The organism is Serratia sp. NGAS9 (assembly GCF_009905295.1).
GTDB classification, from domain to species: domain Bacteria; phylum Pseudomonadota; class Gammaproteobacteria; order Enterobacterales; family Enterobacteriaceae; genus Serratia; species Serratia bockelmannii.
In genome coordinates, this window is the sequence record NZ_CP047605.1 from 2,966,315 (window position 1) to 2,992,383 (window position 26,069).

Sequence of the window (26,069 nt, forward strand, 5' to 3'; positions counted from 1 at the left end):
TCCCGCACGGCACGAAGGCCGCGCGGATCATCCCCGGTTTTTATGTCCCAAAATGCCTTTCATCAAGGCGGTATCTCTTGTTATCGGCTACCACGGGCCGACGTCCGTCGGCGGAAGCATAAGCGTAACATGACTGAGATAATTAGTTTACGACAAGGCGGCGAGAATGGGCAGACGGCGGGGGAATTATCGGAATAGCGCCGCCGCTGGCGATCGGCGGCGGCGGGGTCAGGCTCAGCGGCGGTTGCGCACCAGCTGATAACGGCGGGTCAGGTACTCTACCGGCGCACTCCAGATATGCACCAGGCGGCAGAACGGGAACAGCACGAACAGCGTCATGCCCAGCACCATGTGCAGTTTGAAGATAATCGCCACCCCTTCCAGGTGCGCAGAGGCGCCGGCGTGGAAGGTCACTACCGCCTGCGCCCAGGCCACCAGCTTCATCATTTCGCTGCCGTCCATATGCTGGGCGGAGAACGGAATGGTCAGCAGCCCCAGACACACCTGCACCACCAGCAACGTCAGGATCATGATGTCGGCGAAGCTGCTGGTGGCGCGCACCCGTGGGTTGGTCAACCGGCGCTTCAGCAACAGCGCGCCGCCGATCAGCGTCATCAGGCCGCAGGCGCCGCCGGCGATCATCGCCAGCTTCTGCTTCACGTCGATCGGCAGGAAGGCCTCATACATCCAGTGCGGCGTCAGCATGCCGAGGAAGTGGCCCGCGAAGATGCCGATAATCCCGATGTGGAACAGGTTGGACGCCAGCCGCATGCCCTTTTTATCCAGCATCTGGCTGGAGCCGGCGCGCCAGCTGTACTGCCCGTAGTCGTAACGCAACCAGCTGCCGATCAGGAATACCGCGCCGGCCAGATAAGGGTAGATATCGAAGAAGAACTGATTCAAAAATTGCATGATTAGCGTCCTTTGGTTCCGGTTAACGCATCCGTCAGATCCAGATACTGTGGCGCCACCGCGCCGGCGAAGCGCCGCTGGTGCGCCGTCTGCTGGGCGGAGGCGCAGCCCTGTTCGCCGAGAAACTTGACCTGCTCCTCTTCCCACACCGCATCCAGCGCCTGCGGCGTATCGTCGCGCGCCTCTTGCGCCACCTGGGTCTCCAGCGCCTGGGCCTGCACCTCGCTGCCGGACAGCGCCAGCAGCAGATCGAACAGCACCGCGTACGGGCTTTCACGCTGTTGCAAGCGCGCGCCCAGCAGCGCCAGGATCGGCGCGATGTCCTGCAGCCCTTCCCGCGCCTGCGCCGCGCTGCGGCTGGCCAAATACTCCAGGTACAGCGGCAGGAAGTCCGGCAGCTCGCGGCTGTCGATCTCCAGCCCGGCGGTGCGGTACTGCGCCATCAGGTCAACCATCGCCTGGCCGCGATCGCGCGACTCACCGTGCACGTGCTCAAACAGCAGCAGCGAGGTGGCGCGGCCGCGATCGAACAGCTCGCAATAGTCAGCCTGAGCATCCAGCAACGGGCGCGCGCACAGGCGGCGGATAAACAGAATCAGCTGCGCGCTGTGGTGCAGATCCAGCTCGCTGGCCGGCTCCAGCGCTTCGATCAGCGCCTGCTGATGGTCAAACAGCACCTGCTCCGGATAATCCAGCAGGCGGGCGATCACTTTCAGGCTGATCATGAGGCATCCTCCGGCCGCGCGGTTTTCGCGGTCACGTCGATGGCGTCGATACGGCGGCTGTTGAACAGATTGAACTTGCCATCGCTGCCGTGGCAGCCGTCGCCGAAGCTGAAGCCGCACCCCTTGCTTTCCGGGAAGGCTTCGCGCGCCAGTTCGCGGTGGCTCGACGGCACCACAAAGCGATCTTCATAGTTGGCGATCGCCAGGTAGCGATACATCTCCTGCGCCTGCGCTTCGCTCAGGCCAACCTGCTCCAGCGCGCTGGTGTCCACCACGCCGTCGACGGTTTCCGCCCGTTTGTAGTGGCGCATCGCCAGCATGCGCTTCAGCGCCAGCAGTACCGGTTCGGTATCGCCGGCGGTCAGCAGATTCGCCAGATACTGCACCGGAATGCGCAGGCTCTCGACGTCCGGCAATACGCCGTTGTGCGCCAGCTCGCCGGCGTCGGCGGCGGACTGAATCGGCGACAACGGCGGCACGTACCACACCATCGGCAGCGTGCGGTATTCCGGGTGCAGCGGCAGCGCCAGCTTCCAGTCCATCGCCATTTTGTACACCGGCGACTGCTGGGCGGCTTCAATGACGCCCTGCGGCACGCCGTCCGCCAGCGCCTGAGCAATCACCTTAGGATCATGCGGATCGAGGAAGATATCGAGCTGGCTCTGATACAGATCTTTGTCGTTCTCCACCGCCGCCGCCTGCTCGATGCGATCGGCGTCGTACAGCAGCACGCCGAGATAGCGGATGCGGCCCACGCAGGTCTCCGAACAGACCGTCGGCTGCCCGGCTTCGATACGCGGGTAACAGAAGATGCACTTCTCGGACTTGCCGCTTTTCCAGTTGAAATAGATTTTCTTGTACGGGCAGCCGGTCAGGCACATGCGCCAGCCGCGGCACTTGTCCTGGTCGATCAGCACGATGCCGTCTTCGCCGCGTTTGTAGATCGCCCCGCTCGGGCAGGTGGCGACGCAGGCCGGGTTGAGGCAGTGCTCGCACAGGCGCGGCAGGTACATCATGAAGGTGTTTTCGAACTGGCCGTACATCGCCTTCTGCAGGTTATCGAAGTTCTTGTCCTGCGAGCGTTTTTCGAATTCCCCGCCGAGGATCTCCTCCCAGTTCGGGCCGCTTTCGATCTTGTTCATGCGCTGCCCGGTAATCAGCGAGCGCGGGCGGGCCACCGGCTGGTGTTTGCCCTGTTTGGCGGTGTGCAGATGCTGGTAGTCGTAATCGAACGGCTCGTAGTAGTCGTCCAGCGCCGGCACGTCCGGGTTGGCGAAGATTTTCGCCAACACGCCGACGCGGCTGCCCATGCGCGGCTCCAGCTTGCCGTTGATTTTACGGATCCAGCCGCCCTTCCATTTTTCCTGATCTTCCCAGGCGTGCGGATACCCGACGCCGGGCTTGCTTTCCACGTTATTGAACCAGGCGTACTCCATGCCTTCACGGCTGGTCCAGACGTTTTTGCAGGTGACCGAACAGGTGTGGCAACCGATGCACTTGTCCAGATTCAGCACCATGCCGACTTGCGAACGAATTTTCATTTGCTGTTCTCCTGCTGACTGCCCTGCGCGTAGTCGTTGCCTTCGTCGTCCAACCAATCAATGCGGTTCATCTTGCGCACCACCACGAACTCGTCGCGGTTGGAGCCGACGGTGCCGTAGTAGTTGAAGCCGTAGGCCAACTGCGCATAGCCGCCGATCATGTGGGTCGGCTTCGGACAGGCGCGGGTCACCGAGTTGTGGATGCCGCCGCGTTGGCTGGTGATCTCCGAGCCCGGCAGGTTCACGATGCGCTCCTGCGCGTGGTACATCATGGTCATGCCGGCCGGGATACGCTGGCTGACCACCGCGCGCGCCGTCAGCGCGCCGTTGGCGTTGAAGGCCTCGATCCAGTCGTTGTCCGCGATGCCCAGATCTTTGGCGTCGTCTTCGCTCAGCCAGACGATCGGGCCACCGCGCGACAGCGTCAGCATCAACAGGTTGTCGCTGTAGGTGGAGTGAATGCCCCACTTCTGGTGCGGCGTCAGGAAGTTCAGCGCCTTCTCCTTGTTGCCGTTCGGCTTGCTGTTCAGCAGCGGCTGCGCGGCACGGGTGTCGATCGGTGGCCGGTATACCAGCAGGCTTTCACCGAAGGCGCGCATCCACTCATGGTCCTGATACAGCTGTTGACGGCCGCTGAGGGTGCGCCACGGGATCAACTCGTGCACGTTGGTGTAGCAGGCGTTATAGGAAACATGTTCATCCTCCAGACCGGACCAGGTCGGGCTGGAGATAATTTTGCGCGGCTGCGCCTGAATGTCGCGGAAGCGAATTTTCTCGTCTTCCTTGTTCAGCGCCAGATGCCGGTGATCGCGGCCGGTGACGTTGCTCAGGGCCTCCCAGGCTTTTACCGCCACCTGGCCGTTGGTTTCCGGCGCCAGCGACAGGATCACTTCCGCCGCGTCAATCGCGCTCTCGATCTTCGGCCGCCCTACCGCCGGGCCGTCGGCCTTGACGTAGTTAAGCTGCTTGAGGAAGTCGACCTCGGTTTGGGTGTTCCAACTGATGCCCTTGCCGCCGTTGCCCAGTTTGTCCAGCAGCGGCCCCAGCGAGGTGAAGCGCTCGTAGGTGGCCGGGTAATCGCGTTCCACCTCGATGATGTGCGGCGCGGTTTTGCCGGGGATCAGATCGCATTCGCCTTTCTTCCAGTCCTGCACGCCGTAAGGCTGTGCCAGTTCGGCGGCGGAGTCGTGCTGGATAGGCAAGGTCACCACGTCGGTTTCCTGGCCCAGATGGCCGACGCACACTTCGGAGAAGGCCTTGGCGATGCCCTTGTAAATCTCCCAGTCGCTCTTCGAATCCCAGGCCGGATCGACCGCCGCCGACAGCGGATGGATGAACGGGTGCATGTCGGAGGTGTTCATATCGTCTTTTTCATACCAGGTGGCGGTCGGCAGCACCACGTCGGAGTACAGGCAGGTGCTCGACATGCGGAAATCGAGCGTCACCACCAGATCCAGCTTGCCTTCGCCGCCCTGCTCGCGCCATTCCACTTCCTGTGGCTTCACGCCGCCCTGCTGGCCGAGATCTTTCCCCTGGATGCCGTTTTCGGTGCCCAACAGGTATTTGAGCATGTACTCATGGCCCTTGCCGGAAGACCCCAGCAGGTTGGAGCGCCAGACGAACAGGTTGCGCGGGAAGTTCTGCGGATTGTCCGGCTGCTCGGCGGCGAAGCCCAGCGTGCCGTTTTTCAGGCCGTCGACGGTGAACTCGACCGGTGACTGGCCGGCGGCGCGGGCCTGCTCCGCCAGGCGCAACGGATTGGTGCCCAGCTGCGGCGCCGACGGCAGCCAGCCCATGCGCTCGGCGCGCACGTTGAAGTCGATCAGGCTGCCGCCGAAGCGCGACTTGTCCGCCAGCGGCGACAGCAACTCGTCGGTGCCGACAGTTTCATAGCGCCATTGGCTGGAATGGTTGTAGAAGAACGAGGTGCTGTTCATGTGGCGCGGCGGGCGCTGCCAGTCGAGGCCAAACGCCAGCGGCAGCCAGCCGGTTTGCGGCCGCAGTTTTTCCTGGCCGACGTAGTGCGCCCAGCCGCCGCCGCTCTGGCCGACGCAACCGCAGAAGATCAGCATGTTGATCAGGCCGCGGTAGGTCATGTCCATGTGATACCAGTGGTTGACGCCGGCACCGACGATGATCATCGAACGGCCGTGGGTCTTCTCGGCGTTTTCCGCGAACTCGCGGGCAATGCGGATGATGTTGTGGCGCGACACGCCAGTGATCTGTTCGGCCCAGGCCGGGCTGTAGGCCTTGACCTCGTCATAGTCGGCGGCGCAGTTGGCGTCGTCCAGCCCGCGTTCCAGGCCGTAATTGGCCAGCGTCAGGTCATACACGCTGGTCACCAGCGCTTCGCTGCCGTCCGCCAGCCGCAGGCGTTTCACCGGCAGCTTGTGCAGCAGGATCTCGTCCAGTGCCACGCTGTTGAAATGCTCGCTGTCGGCTCCGCCGAAGTACGGGAAGCCCACCTCGGCGACGTCGTCATGCATGCCCAACAGGCTGAGCTGCAGCTCGACTTCCTGTTGCGATTTGCCCTCGCGCTGTTCCAGGTTCCACTTGCCCTTCTCGCCCCAGCGGAAACCGATGGAACCCTGCGGCGCCACCAGATCGCCGCTGTGGCTGTCGATGGCGACGGTTTTCCACTCGGGGTTGTTTTCCTGGCCCAATCCGTCCACCAGATCGGCGGCGCGCAGCAGGCGGCCGGCGGCGTAGTGGCCGCCTTCACGCGGCTCCAGCAGCACCAGCATCGGCATGTCGGTATAGCGGCGCACATAGTCGCGGAAGTAGCCAACTTCGCGGTCGAGATGGAACTCTTTCAGCATTACGTGGCCCATCGCCAGCGCCATCGCGCTGTCGGTGCCCTGCTTCGGATTCAGCCAGTGGTCGCACAGCTTGGCGACTTCGGCATAGTCCGGCGTCACCGCCACGGTTTTGGTGCCCTTGTAACGCACTTCGGTAAAGAAGTGGGCGTCCGGGGTACGCGTCTGCGGCACGTTGGAGCCCCAGGCGATAATGTAGGAGGAGTTGTACCAGTCGGCGGATTCCGGCACGTCGGTCTGCTCGCCCCAGGTCATCGGCGAGGCCGGCGGCAGATCGCAGTACCAATCGTAGAAGCTCAGGCAGGCGCCGCCGATCAGCGACAGGTAGCGGGCGCCGGCGGCGTAGGACACCATCGACATCGCCGGGATCGGCGAAAAGCCGATAATGCGGTCCGGGCCGAAGGTTTTGGCGGTATAGACGTTGGCGGCGGCGATCAGTTCATTGACCTCTTGCCAGCTGGAGCGGACGAAACCGCCGCGGCCGCGCGCCACCTTGTAGCTTTTGGCTTTTTCCGCATCGCCGACGATAGAGCCCCAGGCCGCGACCGGATCGCTGTGCTGCGCTTTCGCTTCGCGCCACAGTTTGAGCAGACGCTTGCGCATCAGCGGGTATTTCAGCCGGTTGGCGCTGTACAGATACCAGGAGTAGCTGGCGCCGCGCGGGCAGCCGCGCGGTTCATGGTTAGGCAGATCGGGACGGGTGCGCGGATAGTCGGTTTGCTGGGTTTCCCAGGTCACCAGACCATTCTTCACGTAGATCTTCCAACTGCAGGAACCGGTGCAGTTCACGCCGTGGGTGGAACGCACCACTTTGTCGTGTTGCCAACGGCTGCGGTAGCCGTCTTCCCAGTCGCGGTTGGTGTTCAAGGTCTGGCCGTGATCGCCAGAAAAAGGCTCCGCCAACTGCTTGAAATAGCGGAAACGGTCTAAAAATTTGCTCATCCGGAATGCTCCTGAAGGCTCTTGTCGTTATAAGAAGACATGCTCAATCTGCCGCCAGCCTACTGACGGCCAACCGGCGGCAAATTGATTGCGATCAAGAGAAAGCGGGAGGCGACGCGCGCGTCGGGGATGAAATACCACCAAAGTATAGGTGCGAGACTTAACTTTAATTAATTGAATTTGAATGAATAAATCAGGAATTCATGATGACAGACTGACGGGCGGGGGCAAGGTGGGGTATTTGGGGGTAGGACGCGGGAGAAACCTCCCGCGTGATGCTAACTCGTCGCTTTCAGCGTTGAAGCCACAGCGTCGCGGTGCCCACTGCGGGCAACGCCAGCTTGACCTCCGTGCCCTCTCCCTGCTGCCGCCAGCCCGCCGGAAGGCGCAAGCGGGTGCTTCCCTCTCGATAGTAGGGGTTGGCTACCAGCAGCAAGGCGCGATCGCCCAGAATAAACATCCGCGCCGGCATTTGCGGGTCGCTTCCCGCCAGCGGCGTCGATTTTCCCGTCAGCAGATAAGGGGTGAAAGCGGCAATTTGCTGCGACACGGCAGCCACGCCACGCCAGGTGGCGTCAAACTCCCGTTGGTCGAAGCGGCCGGTTTTACGCCTGTAAAACAGATCGGTATAAGAATAAAACAACAGCCCCTTAGCGCCGCCGATCAGCGCCTGCCAGGCCTGGTTGCGGATTTCCGCCTCTGACGGCGGATGTGGCTTGCGGCGGGCGTCATAAGCGGCGTGATCCATGATTTGCATCACCACCCAGGCCCCGCGTGCCTGGCGGGCGGCCTGCACCGTCAGTTCGGTATAACGCGTAGTGCGCGTCAGATCGCGATCGTTCCCCACCGGGTAAGGGTCGGTCGCCAAAATGTCGCTGCTGTTAAAGTAGGCGTCCAACTCCCCGGTTTTGTTCAACACCTGGAAGGTGGGGTGATCGCCGTCAAGCCGCTTTATTTGCAGGTTTTTTTCCTCGATCTTATCGAGATATTCCGGCCCCAGTTCATCGTTGATGTACCAGGCGAGCAGGTTGGGCTGAGAGCGCAAGCGCTGCACGTACCAGGCCGTCATCGCCGCGTAGTCGCCACCGCGCACGGCCGGCGCGAAACGGCTGCCGCGGTACTGATCTTTGACGGAGTAAATGACCAGCAGCCCGCGCTTGCGTGCGTTGCGGAAAAAGTCGTAAGGATCTTTCTTTTCCCCATAATCATAGTTCAGCACCGTGTTGAATCCCGCCGAGGCGATGCGCGCCAAATGTTCATCGGTAGCCACGTTGGCGTAAATGCCCAACGGGAAAAGCCGTTGACCATCGCGCAGGGTAAAGCCTTTGCTGTCGATCGCCACTTTGGCCTCAGGCTGGCCAACGCGAAAAGACAGCTCGCTGCCCTGTGCCGGCTGGGATTGCTGACCGGTGACCTGCTGACGCAGGCGGTACTCTCCCTGGGCCAGGCCGGTCGGCAGTGGGTATTCGATACGGCGCTGCCCTTCAACTTGATAACGGTCGCGGCTACGGTGAACAACCTGCCCCTCGGCATTAAGCAATTCGCTATCGACCTGCAAATGCTGCGGCTGCGCAGTGACTATCAGCGTGTCGACCTTTCCCTGCGCCGACGCGCCGAGCTGATACAATGCCGGCTTAGGCGCTCGAGTACACGCATAGGCGTCGTCAAACCAGACGGTACCGGTGCTCCCCTTACGCAGGTAAACGCCAAAAGTGATTCGCGCCGCCTGCGGCGGCACGGTATAGCTGGCGTTCACCTGCCGCCAACCGCTGTCGCCGGTCACGCCAGCCGGATAGCTGCCTTCCAGAAAGCGCCCCTGCGCATCAAAGCTTTGCAGATAAACCCCGGCGCCGCCGTCGCGGCTTTGCCCGCGTACGCCGCGGGTCTTGAGCCAGACGCCGAAATCGATCGTCTGCCCGGGTACAACCTGCAGCGCCTGGTTGAAGGTACGGTACTGCGCTGCATCTGCATTGTCATAACGCAAACTGCCACGGCCGCTGTGCGTATCGCCGTCGCCCTGTGCGCCCTGCGCGCGCCAGCCGCTGAGCCCCTGCTCAAAGCCGGGATTGGCCAACAGATTGGGTTGGCAGCTCTGCGCCAGAGCCGAAGCGCTCCACAAGGCGCAACAGCCCAGAGCCACCCTCTGATACATTCCCCTCATGGTCACTTCCTTTTCACCACGGCATTGAACAGATAGGTGGCGAACAGATAGCAGGATTTCTGGTAAGACAGCCCCAAATGCTGACGGTAAATCCGCCATTGCCAGTCCGCGGCGCGGATTTTGTTGCCCGACAGCGAATGGGTAGACAATCGGTAACAGGCCAGCGGTTCGGGAATGCAGTAGGCCAGGCCGTTACGCGCCTTCTGCAGCACCGCCAGCCACATCAAATAGTCCTCATGGCCCACTTTTTGCTGATACACCTTACCGATGCGCTTCTGGTTGTAGATGCCGGTGAGATTGCCAATCCAGTTGCTTTTCAACATATCCTGATAGCCAATAAGCTCATCCGCACCACGGGTGTTTTTGATCAATTTCAGGTCGTCTTCGAAGGTGTAATAATGGGAGCACACCACGTCGTAGCGGCGGGTTTGCAAAATGCTCGCCTGGCGCGACAGCTTGTTGGGCAGCCATACGTCATCACTGTCGCAGAAGGCGATATAGTCGCCTTTCGCCGCCTCAATGCCGATGTTGCGCGTTTCCGCCACGCCCTGGTTATGCTCATTACGGATATAGGTGAGGCGATCGTGGATGAACGGCCGTACCACCTCGGCAGTATCGTCGGTAGACGCATCATCGATCACATACAGGTGATAATCGGTAAATCGCTGATTCAGCACGCCTAGAATCGACTCTTTAATAGAGTTCGCAGCATTGTAGGCCGGCATTATCACGGATATCTTTTCCATTCTGTCCTCACTCGGTGAGCTGTTGCCACTGGGGATAAATACGTTCGGGAGAAAAACGACGAGACTTCTCTAACGCGGCGATAGAGAAGTGCTCGCGCAAACCCGGATCGAGCATCAGTTTGATCACCCCTTCGCTGAAGGCGGCGGCGTCGTCATCGGGCACCAGATAGCCGTTGACGCCATCGTCTATCAACTCGGCCGGGCCGGTCTTGCAGTCGTAGGCCACCAGCGGCAGGCCGAAACTCATGGCTTCGATCAGCACCATCGGCAATCCCTCATAGCGAGAGGTCATCAAATACAGGCTGGCCTGGCGATAATAGTCCGCCACGTTAGCGGTGGCCGGCAGCAGACTCACCTGCTGCTCCAGCCCGGCGTCTTCAATCTGTCGCCTCAAAGCGTCGCGCTCCGGACCGTCGCCAATAATCAGCAGACGCCAATCCGGCGCCTGCGCCACCACCCCTCGCCACAGTGAGATCAGTCGATCGAAGCCTTTCTGATTGCTCAATCGCCCCACCGCCAGCGCCACCTTTTTTTGCAGCGCCGGCGTCGGCGCCTGTGCGCCGAATGGCGAAACGTTCTCGATCACCCGACATTTTCCGGCCCCCACCCAGCGAGCGATGGCGTCGCTATCTTGCCGCGTCAGGAAAATCACGCGATCGCTCAGCCGGTAAACCAGCAACTTCAGCCACTTAAATACGCGCGGATACTGGTGAAAGCTGACGTGCTCACTTAATAGCAACCGGCTGCGGGCACAGAACAAACGCAGAAAAGGCGTCATCACCACCGACAGTTTTCCCATAGAAACGGTAATGATCACGTCCGCGCGTTCACGCCGCAGCGCCAATGCCAGCCGCCATGGCCAGAACAGCGAATCGCCACCGCCGCAGCGCAACCGGACGTCACTCGCCAGCGGAAAGAAGCTCCGCTCGCCAAACAGCGAAAACACCGCCACCTCATAACCCGGCAGACGCGCCAGCGCGTTGGCCAAACCGCTGGCGACCCGTTCAGTACCGCCCTTGCCCGCGATATTTTCGATAACGATGATTACCTTGCGTGCTTGCATATCATCTCCTGAATCCCTGGCGCACATTGCGCAGCAGCCGGCCGCCAACCGAGAACAACCCCAACCGCGCCAGACAATCGCCATACCATTTGATCACCTTGAACTTGCCGCTCAGGCTGTGCCGCACGATGCGCGACGAGTAATAATTGAACGCCTGGGCGTTTTCCGAATACAGCGAGGCCAGCAGATGCTTGCAGGCGAATCCGCTGATATGGCGATCGCTGGGGCTGAGGAAGGTATTGATAAACCGGTCGCTGGCCTCCAGATTGAGCTTCGCCGTCATGCGCCCATAGCGCCCTACGTCGAGAAACACCCCTCCGCCGGCGTCGTGCGCCACATGCGCGCCCAAATTGGTGGCATTGACCAAAAAACCCCAGTCCTGATGCTTATTGAGGAACTCGGGAAATAAAAAGCGGCGATCGCTTTTTTTACGGATGCTGATGGTGGATGAACGAATATCGCCCATTTCCAGAAAAAGAAAATCCTCGCCGGAGGAACCGGATTTATAATGGAAGTTGAAATCACGCACCGAATCGCCGCTCACCTCCGCATAGTTGCCGAAGATAATATCAATATGGCGATCCTCATGTTTATTCATGCGACGAATAATATAGTTGGTCGTGAAGTAATCATCAGAGTCGAGGAAAAACACGATCTCCGATTGCGCTAACTTGGTACCTAAGTTGCGCGACACCGCCGCATTGCTCTTCTGTTTTTTCTCATGCAGCATCACATTGCTATTCGTCGCCGCTATCTGACGAATATATTTGATATCATCCTCGTCAGAGCAATCATCAACCAAAATCACCTGATAGTCGAATCCTTGGCAAGCGTTGAAAATCCGCTTCAGCGTTTTCGGCAGGTAGCGTGCACTATTATAAATAGGGATAACGATCGAGAAATCCATTTCTTAACCCTCCAACTTAGAATTTATCATTTCTTTTCCACGGCAAAGCAACAATAACGACACGTTAAATACCGGGACCAAAAAATAGGTTTCCGTAAAGGTTGTCAGCAGGAAAACAACCACCACCCAGCGCATGAACCGACTCAGCCTGCGCATATTGCCCAACAGGTGAAAATAACAAAAAAGCATGACGACAGAAGCGATGCCACCGGCCGAATAAAACATGGCGATGAAGAAGAAATCGACGGGCTTATAAGGCTCTATATTCATGCCGAACAGCGGATTGGGTAGCCCCACCGCCTGAAACATCTGCCAGGAGAACCAGATTCGCCCGGTCAACGCCTGGTTCAAGAGGACGTCCAAGGCCGGATTACTCCCCCAGCGTATAACGCTGGTGAATTGAAAGCCTACAATGGCCAACGTCAGCGCGATGCAGACTTTTCTGTTCGGCGCGACACGCAGCAGCGGCGCCAGCCAAAACAGCAACAACATCAACAGCGCCAACATAAAACAGGTGCGAGAATAGGAATACATCAGCACCGGGAGAATTAACGCCGATACCGCCAGCGAAGCGATATTTTTCATTCCTCGCGTTAATTTCGCATGGTCGATCAGGCACAGCAGTGTGGCGAACAAGGCAAAAGAATAATACGCCAGGGTATTCGGATTATCGAACCCCAGCGTTAATCGATTGCCGTAACGCTCATCAAGGTAAACAAACCCATCGGTGTAAAAGATATAGGGAATAACCACCAGTAACCCTGCCACCACAAAGGTGATGGCAAACATTTCAGCGCCACGCCCCATGTCTATGCGGCGAAATAAAATGATCACCGCCGTGCTGAATACCGCACCAAACAGATAATCACCATGACCGGTGGAAATATTAACAAGAAACAGCAGAACCAAAAAACCCGCAACCGCCTTTTCCGCCAGCGTAGCGATAAAAAATGCATAGCCAACATAGAGCAACATCAAGCCATTAAGCCCCATGACCGCTTTATTAATCAGCTCGCTATTGAACGATCCCGAGGTCAGGAACGTTTTCACGAAAAACATCAGCAGGAAGGTCAATACAATTGATTGATTGACTAAATCTCGCGACTGATTATAACCCGCATTGGCATGCATTTGAAAATTGGAGGCGACTCTTTGCATAAGCGTTTACTCAGTAAAATAACTGCCCCATTCCTGCTCAATGTTTTTCGGCATCAGCTTGCTTAACCCCGCGCCAGGCGTAAACGTCAACTCACCGAAATACACCTTCTCACCGACCTGGTAGAAATCCACACGGACATAAGAGAACTGCTGCGCGGTCTGGCGAGCCAAACGTATCATTTCCTCCAGCCGTGTAGGACGCGGCATCGGTTCGTCTGCATTCGGCAAGTTGATACGAATTTCGGTGCGGTTCCAGTCGATATCAAAAATATCGCGCCGATGGGTGCCGAAACGCTGGTAATCCACCTGGATGAACATACGAATTTCATGATTGTCGTTGAAACAATGAAACTTGATATCGTTCGGCACCTGTTCGCCATCCAGCAACAGGCGCTCCACCATGATGCAGGGTTCGATATCCAGATAATGCTTTTCGCGGCTCTGCTCATAAAAGTTGCTGCGCATCCACGCGTTGCTGAGATCGTACAACTCCGCGTAGCTAATCTGCTGCTTGTCGAACACCAAGCGGTTATAGCCGCTGCCGTGGTTGGCCTTCAGCACAAAGGCGTTAGGCAATTGCCTGAACATGTCGTAGCTAAGTTCAGTGCCATGCGCATACAGCTCCACCAGATACTCCTCGCCCCACAGGCCGGCGATAAATTCACGCACCTTGAACTTGTCCGACAAAGTGGTGTAGATGCTGCGCGGATAAATTTTGCGGCGCATGATCTTTTCGCTGAAGCCGGTCGGTTTTGACAGGTGCGGCAGCTTCTTGAAATAGAGCGCGTATTTAACCTGATGGTGCCAGGCATCGGGCAGGCGCTTGGAAATATTTTTAACCAGGATGTTTAACATGCTCTCTCCTTAATTTGCTGACAAGACGCGGCAGGCAGTAAAAACAGGTCAGCTGCAGTCGGGTAATTTTTCCGCCACGGAATAAACTGTTCAGCACGAAGAACGAAATGAACTCCGCCAACAGCGTAGATACCGCCGCACCGATCAGGCCGTAGCGCGGGATCAGCAGCAGATTCATCACCACGTTCGCCACCGCCACCAACGGCATCTTGATGGCGATAAAACGATAGCCGGCGAACAACACGATGCTGCGGTACGAAACCGTCCCCATTACCGAGAACAGCGAGGTCAGCGTGCAAATAGCCAGGATATTGGCGGCCGGTTGGAAAGCGGCGCCGTACAGCAGCGCAATCGCCGGGTGGGCGAACCACCATAGGCCCAGCAACACCGGCAACGACAGGCCCAAGACCACCAGATAAAGCACCCGAATACGGTACTCCTGCTCCAACGGATCGCGACAGCTGGCAATGCCCGGCATCAACGAAGTGATCAGCGCCATCGGCACGAAAACCCAGCCTTGGCTGAGGGTGGTGGCGGCACTGAACCAGCCTACCGCCTGCTCGCCGACCAGATTGCCCAGCATGATTTGATCGATGCGGGTGTAGATCACTATCGACAGGCTGGAGATGGCCAACGGCAGGCCCACCTTTAGCAAATAACGGCCATAGCGCCTGGCCTGGCGCGGCGTAACCCGCGGCGAGGCCGCCGCTTCCGCACGGAATAACCAGAGGCGCGCCAGGTAAGGTACGGCGCTGCTGAGGATGTAGGGTACCGCGAACCACACCAGCGGCAGCGCCGCGCTCACCAGCGCCAGCCGCAGCCCGATCGACAGCAGCAGCGCCAGGTTGTTGATCAGCGTATTGCGTTTCGACTGCAGGCGGGCATCGTAATAAATTTTGTACACGTCCTGAATCGAGAAATAGGCGCTGATAAGCAGCAACAGCGTCATCAGTTGGCTGGCGGGCGATTGGCTGAAATAGCTCCATATCAGCATCGGCAGCGCCACCACCAGGAACAGCCAACGACGCAGGCGTACTGACGCCAGCATCAGGCGAATGCCGCTCGGCTGTCGGCGGGCGACGCGGTTGAAAATGATGCTGTCGGCGCCCAACTGCACCAGTGGCACTACGATGGCGATCGTCGCCAACAGATAGTTGAGGGTGCCAAACTGCGCGGGCCCCAGATAGCGCGCAACGTAAATGGAGACGAAGATGCCGGACAGGCTGAGCGAAACGCGTTCAAGCATCAGCCACAGGGCATTGGTGATAATGGCCTTCACCCGCTTATTCCCCTGCCTGCGGGTGATCTTCCCGATGGCTTGGGTAGGCGAAGTTGTAATAGCTCATGTCGGTTGCCGCCTTCTTCACCACCCCGTTGAGGATCACGCCCTTGATCGCCACGCCATTCTGTTCGAAACGACGCATGCTGGTTTCGATCTGCTTGACGGTATTCACCTCAAAGCGCACCACCAGCAGTGAGGTACCCGCGTGATTGCCGACGATCGCCGCGTCCGTCACCGCCAGAATCGGCGGCGTGTCGATCAGCACCAGATCGTAGTTCTGCCCGGCCCAGCGCAGGAAGTCGGCGAATCGGCGGTGCATCAGCAGTTCGGACGGGTTCGGCGGCACCTGACCGCGCGGCACGAAGTCCAGATTGGCGATGGCGGTTTTCCGCACCGCCTGTTCCGCCATTACGTTGCCCACCAGCATGTCGGACAGCCCCTGATGCCCATCATCCGTCAGCCAGCGGTGCAGGAAGCCTTTGCGCATATCGGCGTCGATCAACAGCACCCGCTGCCCGGCCTGCGCCACCACCACCGCCAGGTTGGTGCTGGTAAAGCTCTTGCCGCTTTCCGGGCTGGCGCCGGAGACCATCAGAATGTTGTTCTTGGCCTCCATCATGGCGAAATGCAGGCTGGTGCGCAGGCTGCGGATCGCTTCCACCGACAGGTCCGTCGGTTCGGCCACCGCCAGGATCGGCAAGCGCCGCCCCCCGGACCTTGGCAGCAGCTGACGTTGCTCGCGGTTGCGCTTCACCTGCCACGGCGACAGCGGCACGGTGGCGTAGACGTTGATGCCCCGCTTCTCCAGGGTATCGATGTCATTGATGCCGCGATGGAAGGCCGCACGCAGCAGCACTACGATGGCTCCGCCCCCGGCGCCAAGCAGCAGCGCCAACAATACGATCAGCATCTTTTGCGGCTTAATCGGCCGCAGCGCGGTTTCCGCTTCGTCGATGATGCGCACATTGCCCACCGTGCCGGCCTTGCTGATGCTCAGTTCCTGCTGCTTGTTCATCAGCTGCATGTAAACCTGCTGATCCACCTGCACGTCGCGGGTAAGACGCAGGATCTCCTGCTGCATTTTCGGCAACGTCTGCACCTGTTTACCCAGCCGTGCCTTTTCCGCCTCCAGCGTGGCGCGCTTCTCCAGCAGCGCCCGGTAAGCCGGGTGCGCGCGGGTGTAGAGTTTGGAGATTTCCGCTTCCTTGAAGGTCAGCTCGTTGAGCTGGGCCTCGAGCTGCACTTGAGTATCCAGCACCGATTTGGCTTCAAGCGACAGATCCACCGAGTCATTTTGCTGGCGGAACTGATTAAGTTGGGTTTCGGCGTTGTTCAACGAGGTTTGCGTTTGCGGCAGCTGCTCTTGCAGGAACGCCAGCATTCGCTGAGCTTCTTCCGTTTTGCGGTCCACGTTCTGCTGCAGGTAGTTGTCGGTGATGTTCTTCAGCATTGCCTCGGCGCTCTGCGGATCTTCGCTCGGCAGCGTAAAGGTCATGATGCCGCTATCCTTGCCACCCGGCACCACGTCCAGGTATTTACGCAGATCGTCCACCGCTTCTTGACGCGCGACTTTGACCACGGTAAAGCTGGCGCCCGGCGAAGCGTCCAGCGCCGAGACGGTCATGTTCCAACCGCCTTGCGCCACCGGCTGCCCGACCACGCCGCTGAACAGTTTGCTGCCGTCATAACTCAGCTCGTAATGCTGCCCATCGCGCACCGTCAGCGTCAGCGCTTCGCCCTCCATGTCCGCCGGCGTCGTCAGCGTGGCAATGCTCAGCACCGGCGGCTTTTCACCGCCCAAGCGGGCAAAGCCTTTGCCGAACACCGGGAAATAGTCCGGGCTGACGCGCACCGTCAGACCGAGGGTGTCCACCGTTTTTCCCAGCACGTAGCGCGACTTAGCCAGCGTCACCTCATCCTGTGTCGCCGAATTTTGCCCCATCATTGAACTGTCCAACGTTTCACGCAGCAGCGAATCGCCGGACAGCTGCTTCTCCACCTGCACCACCGCCGTAGCCTGGTACACCGGGGTGGCCAACAGGGCGTAGGCGACGCCCAACATGCCAGCCACGCCGGTCACGACGGCGATCCGCCAGCGGTTATCCCACAGCGGCCCAATCAGGCGTTCCCACTCCAGCTTTTCGTCTTGTTCGGCCACCATCACGGACAGCGCATTATTTTTCATCTTCTGTTCCTTATTCACCCTGCGGAGTTACCAGTTGCGCACGCGCAAGGTCGCCTCGCTGAGATCGTTAAAGCTGCTGATGGTCGGCACCAGCTGGCTGATCAAACGGTTCCAGCGCGCGACCGGCGCCGCAGTGACGTACACGACGTCGTAAGGTTGCAGCTGAAATTCAGCGCCCATCGCCAGCGCGCTGGCGTCGGAGAGATCGAACTGATACAGCGTCGCCAGTCGCTGCGGTGTTTTACCGCCGCTCGGCCGGATCACGAACACCCCGGTCGCATCCGCCACCGTCTGGCTGATCCCTTCGGAAGATCCGAGGGCCTCGGTCAGGGTCATGCCGCTGCGATCCATCTTCAGCGTCGCTTGCTTGCCCACCTCGCCCATCACGAACACTTTCAATTCGTCATTGCGCGGGATGTAGAGGATGTCGCCCGGCTGCAGCAGCGCGTTCTGGCTGATGTCGCCGCGCTGCATCAGCGCCTGCAGCGAGATAGCCCGCTCTTTGCCCTGATGGGTCAGCACCACGTTGCGCCAATCGGCGTTGTCCGTCAGGCCGCCGGCGGCGTTAATCGCATCCAGAATGGTCAACGGCACGTTGGTGATCGCCTGTTGGCCGGAGGTTTTCACTTCGCCGGTCACGTAAGCCTTCTGCGAACGGAAAGCGGCGATACTGACGTCCACCTGAGGGCTTTCCACATACTGCGCCAGACGGCCGGCGATCAGGCTGCGCACTTCGGTGACGGTCTTGCCCACCACCGCCACTCGCCCGATATAGGGATAAAAAATCGTGCCATCCGCATGCACCCAGTTGCCGGTGTCGCTGGCGCTGCGGTATTGCCCGGCCGGCGTGGTCAACTCGGGGTGATCCCAGACGGTGACGTTCAACACGTCGCCGACGCCGATGCGGTATTGATAGCTCTGCAATCGCTGATCCAGCGCCGGGTTCGGCCGGGCGACCGGTTCTACGCGCCGCATTTTCTGCAGCAGCATCGGCGACATGCGATAAACCTGTACCTGGTCATTCAAATCGAAATCGTCGTCCTGTTGCACGACGATGGCTTTTCCGCTGGTCGGTAAATGTGAACCGGGAACCACCGTACATCCACTCAACAGCGCGGAGGTGAAGGCCAATGGCATCAAAAGAGGCAAATGAAAATTCATGGAAGTACCGTGATAAACGGGCTGCTGCCGCAGCCCGTGAGGGGATTAACGGCCGACGGTCGGATTATCGCTGAACACCGTCGCCTGACGCGGTTCGCGCAACATGACGAAATAACCGCAAAAACAGAACAGAAACGCCACCAACATTTGGCTTTCCTGCAGCTGCAACACTTCACTGCAAATGCCAATGCAGGCCAACGTCACCGCCAGCATGGTGCTCATCGCCAGCGCCTGACGCGCATTGAGCCCGCGACGCATCAGAATATGGTGCAAATGATCGCGGCCCGCTTTGAAGGGGCTTTGGCGACGCAACAGGCGACGCACCATCACAGTCACCATGTCCATCAGAGGAATGGCGATCAGCCACAGCGCGGTGACCGGACGCATTACCGCCTGTGGCCCCTGCGTCGCCAGCAACACCAGCCACAGCACGCTGAAGCCGATCACCATGCTGCCGGCGTCCCCCATAAAGATCTTGTTGCGCGCGCCGAACAGGCTCAGGTTGAACAACAGATAGGCCGCCAGCGCGACGATCAGGCCCAGGCACCACAGCGCCAGATCTTCCCTGCCGCCCAATCCGAACACGATAGCCAACGCGACGAAGGTCACGCAGGACAAGGCGCCCAGTTGCCCATCGATGCCATCCACCATGTTGTAGGCGTTGATCGCTCCCCATACCGCCAGCGGCGTAAGCAGCAACGCGCCATAACCGAGCATCACTTCCTGATGCCCCCAAACATAGCCCAATGAGGAAAGCTGCATCCCTGCCGCCAGCATCATCGCCAGCGCGATCCCTCCCTGCACCATGACGCGTGGCGCCACGGGCAGATCAAAGCGGTCATCCAGCACGCCCAACACCACCAGCGCCGTAATGCACAGCAGATAGACGGTGCTGTCAGGCAGCCAGGCGGGTTGCCACAGCGTCATCAGCATCAGCGTCAGGTACACGGCGATACCGCCGACCAGCGGAATGTGTCCCAGATGTTGCTTACGCGCATTGGGCTTATCCACTAATCCCACCGTTAAGGCGGCCCGGCGGGCAATAAGGACCCACGCTACCGCCAGCACAAATATCACGCTCAGTTGATATAACATCGTTCCTCCAGCGAATAAGCACGCTACCGCCCTTGAGTTACAGCTCCCAATGCGCTATTAACAAAAACAAAATTGATCCTGCCAGGATATAAGTCAGCATGAATTAATCCTGAAAAATACAGATTTATCCGCTTGCCGGCGGAAATAAGTAAATAACGTCAGCGTGCGGTTAAGTTATCTATCAGAAAACTCATGTTTAATGGTTCTTTCGATTGCCGAATCAAGTTCAACCGGCGCCACGAAATTATTTTGCACATTACTTTTAAATTGCGTTCTGGCGCAGAATTTCTGCACTCTGACGCGACTGATTGGGAATTTTTTACGACTTATTTTACTCACGACATCCAATGCGGTCGCCCCGCATATTCCCACCACATAAGGAATGCGAATCGTCTTATTTTCTCTGCCCAGCGAGGAGGAAATAACGTCGACCAATTGATTCATCGTAAAGTCCGGTTTATCGACGTAGTTGCTGACCTGATAACTTGACTGCTGGTCCAACGCATGCTCCAGCCGCGCGGCAATATTTTCAACGTAAGCCATCGACTTCATATTATTGCCACTGCCAATCATCACGAATCGGCCGCTGGCGATCTGGCGGAACAGGTTATACACATTGCCGCGGTTGCCTTCACCGAATACCACCGTCGGGCGAATGATGGTCAATTTGTTGGCGCTATCCGCCTTGCGCCACGCTTCATAAACGTATTCCGCTTCGAGCTTGGATTTGCCGTAATGATTGAAAGGATCGAAACGCCCTCCTTCATCGGTTTCCTGCTCGACGAACCCATAAACGGCAACCGAGGAAGTGAAAATGACTTGGTGGATATTCAACGCGGAGGCGGTCATGCAGACATGCCGTGCACCTTCTACATTGACCTGATAATAGAGCGAAATGGGATCGACGTTGTCCTGATGTTCCGCCGCCAGATTAATGATGGCGTCGCAGCCCGCCAGCGGCTCTTGCAGGGTCTCGGGTTGCGTCACGTCGCCATACTGATAGAGCGCCGGAAAATGTGCGCTAGGTTGTTTATCAACGATGACCAACGTCAGATCATCGCGCACACTGAGACGTTTCGCCAGGCGTGTTCCGATAAAACCGGAACCCCCGATAATAGCTACTTTACGCTTATCCATAATTTGTCACTCAGCAGGTTCTCATTATTCCTGTCACCTCGATGGAAACAGGACGCTAATATGCGTTAGGTAATGAGTTCCAGACTGGACAAATCGAACCCGGCTTTCAAATAACAAATAATGAAATAAAATATTTCATCAAATGTAAAATTATCGCTAAAGATAAAACCTCATTTAGCACTAATTTTTAACATCGTAAGCAACTTGATATTGCAAGGTTTTATTCGGCAATATGAGATTAATCCGACCTTTACCCGGCGTAGAAGAGGTCTCATATTTTACCGGTAATTTAAGCTGCCCCTGCTTAGGGTCGACACATTCGATGGTCGCCTGCTCCATGCTCTCCCCCTGGTACAGGCAGAACAGGGTTTGTGGGCTGTTGGTATGGGGGTTATTCAACGTCAGCGTCAACACGACGCGCGTATTGTTCTGAATATCATTGATCACCGGCGGGCGAGTTTGGTTGCCGAGCACATATGAAAAATGTGAAATAACCAGCAAAGAAGCAAATGCCGTCAGGTATTTCACTACGCGACTGGCGGGCATGCTGAAAAATCGGCGCACCGTCGCCGACTTTTTATCACGAGTGGGTTCCTGGGAGGGTTCTACCGTTGCAACAGGCGCTGCAACAAGCGTCGTTTTACGCGGCTTATCTATTTTTTCATCGTGTGCCTCAGGGGACTCACTTTCACTTTCAGAAAGTTCCGCTTGAATATTAACACCAATATCCTCACCACTATTTAATATATCATCATCAGCGTAGTCTTCATCCTCGGATATAAAGTGAAAAGCCGCTTGATTTTCCACCTTGTAACCCAGCCGAGGAATGGTTCTGATAAGCGTATGTTCCGAGTCGCTGATTTTTTGGCGAATAGATTTAATTGTTTGATTTATCGTTGAATCTGAGCAGTAAGTTCCTTTCCAGATATTTTCTATAATTTCCGTTCGGGTTACCAGTTCTGGTGATCTGGCGACAAGCAGCGAAAGAATTTGATACTCCTTCCAACGCAGACGAAATTTCTCCCCGGCAGGAGTCAGAACATCGAGATTCCTAATCTTTATTCTTCTATCAAGATTCACTTTTAATTTCCTTAGCGTGCCTGTCCTGCACACTTTGTATAGAAATATCAAAAAATGTTCAAGAAATTAAATGTAAACTCAACAGGTTGCATTCATCGGATATTGGCCTTTATAAAAATTTTCTGATTTCATTTTTTACATTAGGCCTTATTAAGGATGTTCCGTTTATCCAAATGACTCTTTTTCCCTGTTGGCAACATGGATTTCCTTCATAACTACCGTAAAGTTCAAATGATCACCTCATTGATTTAAAAAGAAAAAAATAACAACCCTGTTCAGTTGTTAACCGAATGAAATTGTGAAATTTCATTCTTCTCCGTGAGTTCATTGTGTTTTTCCACCTAATCGGATTGTCAGATAGACTACAAAAAGCCGGAAAAAACAGAATGAGAGTTATCTGATTTAACCCTGTCACACATTCCACACGGCGCGTGCAGCATCTAAGACAAAACCCTATTGCTGATTTTATAACAATCGCACTAATTATGCCTTACCCTCCCAGAAATTTCATTTAACCTGCGGGAAAGACATTAATCTTTTAATGTAAGAATACTCTCAACAAAACGAAAAAACCGTGCAAATAATATAATACGCTTGGGAGAAGACATTCCCATATTGAGAGATATAACTATAAAAAAAGAAAAAAACGGCAAGCGGAGATGAGAATTTTACCTAAAGGCAGAAAATTTCACTGAGAGAGCGAGGAGAGATGACTCGGAATGAGCGAAATATCCCTCCCCTGTCGGGAGGGATTGAGAAAATCGTTTGATACTCAGGCCTTTTTCTTACGGCCATACACCACCCAAGTGATGACCACACACAAGATATAGAACACCAGGAATACTTTCATTGCCCCCGCCGGGGAACCGGTCAGCGCCAGCGAAGTGCCGAATGCCTGGGGAATGAAGAAGCCGCCTGCGGCACCGATCGCCGAGATAAAACCCAATGCGGCGGCGGAGTCCGTCACCGCTTCACGCTGCGCGCTCTCGTCGCTGCCGCCGGCCGCTTTCACGCGATCGACAGTGATTTTACGGAAAATGACGGCGATCATTTGGAAAGTCGACCCGCTGCCCAGCCCCGCCGTGAGAAACAGCACCATAAAGATACCGTAGAAGGCGATGAACGAACCGCCCTCACCCGCCATCGGCAAGGTCAGGAACAACAGCGCGGCGAACACGGCCATCACTACAAAGTTGATCAACGTCACCCGCACGCCGCCGAAACGGTCAGACAGCGCGCCGCCGACTGGCCGTGCCAGCGCACCGAGGAATGGCCCAAAGAAGGCGTAATGCAGGATCACTACGTCCGGAAATTGCGTCTTCGACAGCATGGCGAAACCGGCGGAGAAACCGATGAAAGAACCAAAGGTCGCGAGGTACAGCAAACTCAGCATCCATAAATGCCCACGCTTGAGCACCGGCAGTTGCTGGCGCAGCGATGCCTTGGCCGCGGCCAGATCGTTCATGCCGAACCAGGCCGCCAGGGTGGCAACCAGCAGGAACGGTACCCAGATCCAGGCGGCGTTTTCCAGCCACAGCTGCCCCCCCTCTGCCTGATTTTGCGCCGTGCCGCCAAACAGGCCAAACAGGCTGAAAGAAATCGCCAGCGGCGCGACCAGTTGCATGACGCTGACGCCCAGATTTCCCAGACCGCCGTTGAGCCCCAACGCACCGCCCTGACGCGCTTTCGGGAAGAAGAAGCTGATATTGGCCATGCTGGAGGCAAAGTTCGCCCCGGCGAAACCGCACAGCAGGGAAATAATGACGAACACGCTGTACGGCGTGCTGCTGTCCTGCACCGCGAACCCCAGCCACAGGCACGGCACCAGCAGGAAGCAGGTGCTGATGGCGGTCCAGCGACGGCCACCAAACAGCGGGATCACGAAGGAATACGGCACGCGTAAAATAGCGCCCGAGACCGACGGCAGCGCGGTCAACAGGAACAGTTGGTCGGTGGTGAAGTTGAAACCGACCTTGTTCAGGTTGACCGCAACGGCGCTGAACAGCATCCAGACGCAGAAGGCCAGCAGCAGGCAGGGAATGGAAATCCACAGGTTGCGGGTGGCGATGCGATGGCCACGCTGCTGCCAAAAGGCGCTGTCTTCAGGACGCCAGTCCTGAATCAGCGCACCGGTTTTCTTTGATGAAGGCGTTGCAAGTTGCGACATAAAAACCTCAGACACGGGGGATCATTCCGCACACCCTAGGGGGCGGCCCCGGCGGCAAAGTTGATGTATATCAACCCGAATGCAAGTAGTTGGCGGCACAAATAGCGCCTTCATCCCCTTAGGGGTACACCTCGAATAAAAATTAAATCACTTTTAATCAATGCATTAGAAAGCATCACTCCGTCATTTTTACCGCTTCACCGTCCTGCTGGAAACTAATGGGTACTTCATTCGAGGTATGGGGTTATGCTCAGGGATAATCAAAAATACGGCTGAATCGTTACTTATTTACCTCGTCGCCGCCTTCGCCCCTGAGCTTCAGCGGCGCCAAATGCCAGGAACCCGCGCTTATGAAACGCCTGTTGGCCCCGCTTTCGATCGTGAATCAGGTCGCCCTGCTGATGTTGCTGTCGGGCATTCTGGGCGTGGCCGGCATGGGGATTTCCGCCTGGATGTCGCAAAGCATTCAGGGCAACGCGCATGCCATCAACAAAGCCGGCTCGCTGCGTATGCAAAGCTACCGACTGCTGGCGCAGGTGCCGCTGGATGAACGGCATGAAACGTTGATCCGCGAACTGGAGCGCGACGAAAACAGCCCCGATCTGCAGCGTTCGGTGGAGCAGGAAGGGTTGACGCAACCGTTCGACGCCTTGCGTGATTACTGGCAACAGACTCTGCAACCTCGCCTGCGCAGCGCGCAGCGCCCGGCCGATGCCGCCCCGCAGGTGGCGCACTTCGTGCAGCTGCTGGACAAGCTGGTCTCGGATATCGACAGGCAAACCGAGCGCCGCCTGCTGATGGTGACGCTGGTGCAGGCCGGCTTCATCGCGCTGACCCTGCTGCTGTTGATCGGCACCACCTGCTACCTGCGGCGCCGGTTGCTGCATCCGTGGCGGCAACTGGTGGAGATGGCCTTGGCGGTAGGCCGCGGCGATTTTAGCCGCCGCTATGCACAACGCGGCCACCAGGATGAAATGGCGTCGCTTGGCGGCGCATTGAACACCATGTCCGACGAGCTGTCGGCGACCTACAGTGGGCTGGAGCAGCGCGTGGCCGAGAAGACCGCCGACCTGCAGCAGAAAAATCAGGTGCTGAGCTTCCTCTACCGCGCCAGCCGCCAGCTGCACGCCAGCGAGCCGTTGTGCAGCCGCCTGACGCCGCTGCTCAACCAACTGCAAACCCTGACGCCGTTGCGCGCCATTCAGGTGCGGCTGTATGAAAACGACAGCCGGGAACCGCTGCTGCAGCTGAGCGGCAACCAACCGCTAAGGCCGGAGCATTGCCATAACCCGGTGTGCAGCGCCTGCCTGAACGACAGCGATCGCCAGCATCCCGACAATCCGTCGCTGAGCTGGAGCCTGAGCGACAAGCTCGGCGACTACGGCGTGATCGTGGCACAGCATGCGCCGCAGCAACCGCTGAACGATGAACATCGCCAACTGATCAATACCCTGGTGGAACAGCTGACCAGCGTGCTGGCCATCGAGCGTCAGGTCGACCACCAACAGCAGCTGATGCTGATGGAGGAGCGGGCGGCGATCGCCCGCGAGCTGCACGACTCCATCGCCCAATCGCTCTCCTGCCTGAAAATGCAGATCGCCTGTCTGCAGATGCAGGGCGAAACGCTCTCTTCGGCCAGCCAGGCGCTGGTGCAACAGATGCGTGAAGAGCTGAACGGCGCCTATCGCCAGCTGCGCGAGTTGTTGACCACCTTCCGCCTGCAGCTGACCGAACCGGGCCTGCTGGCGGCGCTGCAATCGACGGTGGCGGAGTTCAATCCCAAGCTGGGCCTGACCATCAGCCTCGATTACCAACTGGGGCCACGCACGGTTCCGGCCTATCAGGCCATTCACCTGCTGCAGATCGCCCGCGAGGCGCTCAGCAACATCCTTAAGCATGCCGCCGCCAGTGAGGTGAGCATTCAGGTCATCAATAAACGGGGCGAAGTGACCCTAAGCGTCTGCGACAACGGACGCGGCCTGCCGGCCGAGACGTCTCGCCCCGACCATTACGGCTTGATCATCATGCGCGATCGCGCCAAGAGCCTGCACGGCCGCTGCGACATTTTACCGCGCAGCGGCGGCGGCACTGAGGTGCGGGTCAGCTTCACGCCAGATAACCACGCCATCGACTAAC

The 26,069-nt window shown here is 57.8% G+C and carries 18 protein-coding genes; 1 reads left to right on the forward strand and 17 read right to left on the reverse strand.

Annotation, left to right across the window (positions count from 1 at the left end):
- Positions 1-234: 234 nt before the first annotated feature.
- The 17 genes from narI to GUC32_RS14340 form a co-directional block, all read right to left on the reverse strand.
- The gene (gene narI, locus GUC32_RS14260) at positions 235-912 is read right to left on the reverse strand and encodes a respiratory nitrate reductase subunit gamma (RefSeq protein ID WP_025303199.1); all 678 of its coding nucleotides are present in this window, start codon (positions 910-912) and stop codon (positions 235-237) included.
- Between the two features lie 2 nt (positions 913-914).
- On the reverse strand, positions 915-1,637 hold the full coding sequence (gene narJ / locus GUC32_RS14265; protein ID WP_025303200.1) for a nitrate reductase molybdenum cofactor assembly chaperone: 723 nt from the start codon (positions 1,635-1,637) through the stop codon (positions 915-917).
- A complete protein-coding gene (narH, locus tag GUC32_RS14270) occupies positions 1,634-3,178 on the reverse strand; it encodes a nitrate reductase subunit beta (protein ID WP_025303201.1) in 1,545 nt (514 codons plus the stop codon). Before narH ends, narJ begins: the two co-directional genes overlap by 4 nt.
- Complete coding sequence (locus GUC32_RS14275) at positions 3,175-6,936, reverse strand: nitrate reductase subunit alpha (RefSeq protein ID WP_369435289.1); 3,762 nt, start codon at positions 6,934-6,936, stop codon at positions 3,175-3,177. The genes narH and GUC32_RS14275 overlap by 4 nt, the downstream gene beginning before the upstream one ends.
- Positions 6,937-7,228: 292 nt before the next feature.
- Positions 7,229-9,097 carry a carbohydrate-binding protein CenC gene (locus tag GUC32_RS14280; RefSeq protein WP_369435290.1) on the reverse strand — a complete coding sequence of 623 codons (1,869 nt, stop codon included), beginning with the start codon at positions 9,095-9,097 and terminating at the stop codon, positions 7,229-7,231.
- A gap of 2 nt (positions 9,098-9,099) precedes the next feature.
- The gene (locus GUC32_RS14285) at positions 9,100-9,843 is read right to left on the reverse strand and encodes a glycosyltransferase family 2 protein (RefSeq protein WP_038876984.1); all 744 of its coding nucleotides are present in this window, start codon (positions 9,841-9,843) and stop codon (positions 9,100-9,102) included.
- 7 nt (positions 9,844-9,850) lie between these two features.
- Positions 9,851-10,906, reverse strand: coding sequence for a glycosyltransferase family 4 protein (locus GUC32_RS14290; protein WP_369435291.1), 1,056 nt, complete (start codon positions 10,904-10,906; stop codon positions 9,851-9,853).
- A 1-nt stretch (position 10,907) separates the two neighbouring features.
- Positions 10,908-11,813, reverse strand: a complete 906-nt coding sequence (locus tag GUC32_RS14295; protein WP_025303206.1) for a glycosyltransferase family A protein — start codon at positions 11,811-11,813, stop codon at positions 10,908-10,910.
- A 3-nt stretch (positions 11,814-11,816) separates the two neighbouring features.
- Entirely contained in the window at positions 11,817-12,971 is a 1,155-nt protein-coding gene (locus GUC32_RS14300) for a hypothetical protein (protein WP_369435292.1), read from the reverse strand.
- A 6-nt stretch (positions 12,972-12,977) separates the two neighbouring features.
- The gene (locus tag GUC32_RS14305) at positions 12,978-13,826 is read right to left on the reverse strand and encodes an ATP-grasp fold amidoligase family protein (RefSeq protein WP_025303208.1); all 849 of its coding nucleotides are present in this window, start codon (positions 13,824-13,826) and stop codon (positions 12,978-12,980) included.
- Positions 13,807-15,105, reverse strand: coding sequence for a flippase (locus GUC32_RS14310; RefSeq protein WP_049295810.1), 1,299 nt, complete (start codon positions 15,103-15,105; stop codon positions 13,807-13,809). The genes GUC32_RS14305 and GUC32_RS14310 overlap by 20 nt, the downstream gene beginning before the upstream one ends.
- A 4-nt stretch (positions 15,106-15,109) precedes the next feature.
- Positions 15,110-17,293 carry a polysaccharide biosynthesis tyrosine autokinase gene (locus GUC32_RS14315; protein WP_342093531.1) on the reverse strand — a complete coding sequence of 728 codons (2,184 nt, stop codon included), beginning with the start codon at positions 17,291-17,293 and terminating at the stop codon, positions 15,110-15,112.
- 27 nt (positions 17,294-17,320) lie between these two features.
- Positions 17,321-18,454, reverse strand: coding sequence for a polysaccharide export protein (locus GUC32_RS14320; protein ID WP_025303211.1), 1,134 nt, complete (start codon positions 18,452-18,454; stop codon positions 17,321-17,323).
- A 45-nt stretch (positions 18,455-18,499) separates the two neighbouring features.
- A complete protein-coding gene (wecA, locus tag GUC32_RS14325; protein ID WP_025303212.1) occupies positions 18,500-19,549 on the reverse strand; it encodes a UDP-N-acetylglucosamine--undecaprenyl-phosphate N-acetylglucosaminephosphotransferase in 1,050 nt (349 codons plus the stop codon).
- Between the two features lie 174 nt (positions 19,550-19,723).
- Positions 19,724-20,686 (reverse strand): NAD(P)-dependent oxidoreductase, encoded by a 963-nt coding sequence (locus GUC32_RS14330; RefSeq protein ID WP_025303213.1) that lies wholly within the window; start codon positions 20,684-20,686, stop codon positions 19,724-19,726.
- Between the two features lie 180 nt (positions 20,687-20,866).
- Positions 20,867-21,766: a helix-turn-helix domain-containing protein gene (locus GUC32_RS14335; protein ID WP_060433321.1), complete on the reverse strand. Its 900-nt coding sequence runs from the start codon at positions 21,764-21,766 to the stop codon at positions 20,867-20,869.
- 772 nt (positions 21,767-22,538) lie between these two features.
- Positions 22,539-23,933 (reverse strand): NarK family nitrate/nitrite MFS transporter, encoded by a 1,395-nt coding sequence (locus GUC32_RS14340; protein WP_049204107.1) that lies wholly within the window; start codon positions 23,931-23,933, stop codon positions 22,539-22,541.
- Positions 23,934-24,283: 350 nt separating this feature from the next.
- Here GUC32_RS14340 and narX point away from each other — a divergent pair, with 350 nt between their 5' ends.
- Positions 24,284-26,068 (forward strand): nitrate/nitrite two-component system sensor histidine kinase NarX, encoded by a 1,785-nt coding sequence (narX, locus tag GUC32_RS14345; RefSeq protein ID WP_060433324.1) that lies wholly within the window; start codon positions 24,284-24,286, stop codon positions 26,066-26,068.
- Position 26,069: the final 1 nt, after the last annotated feature.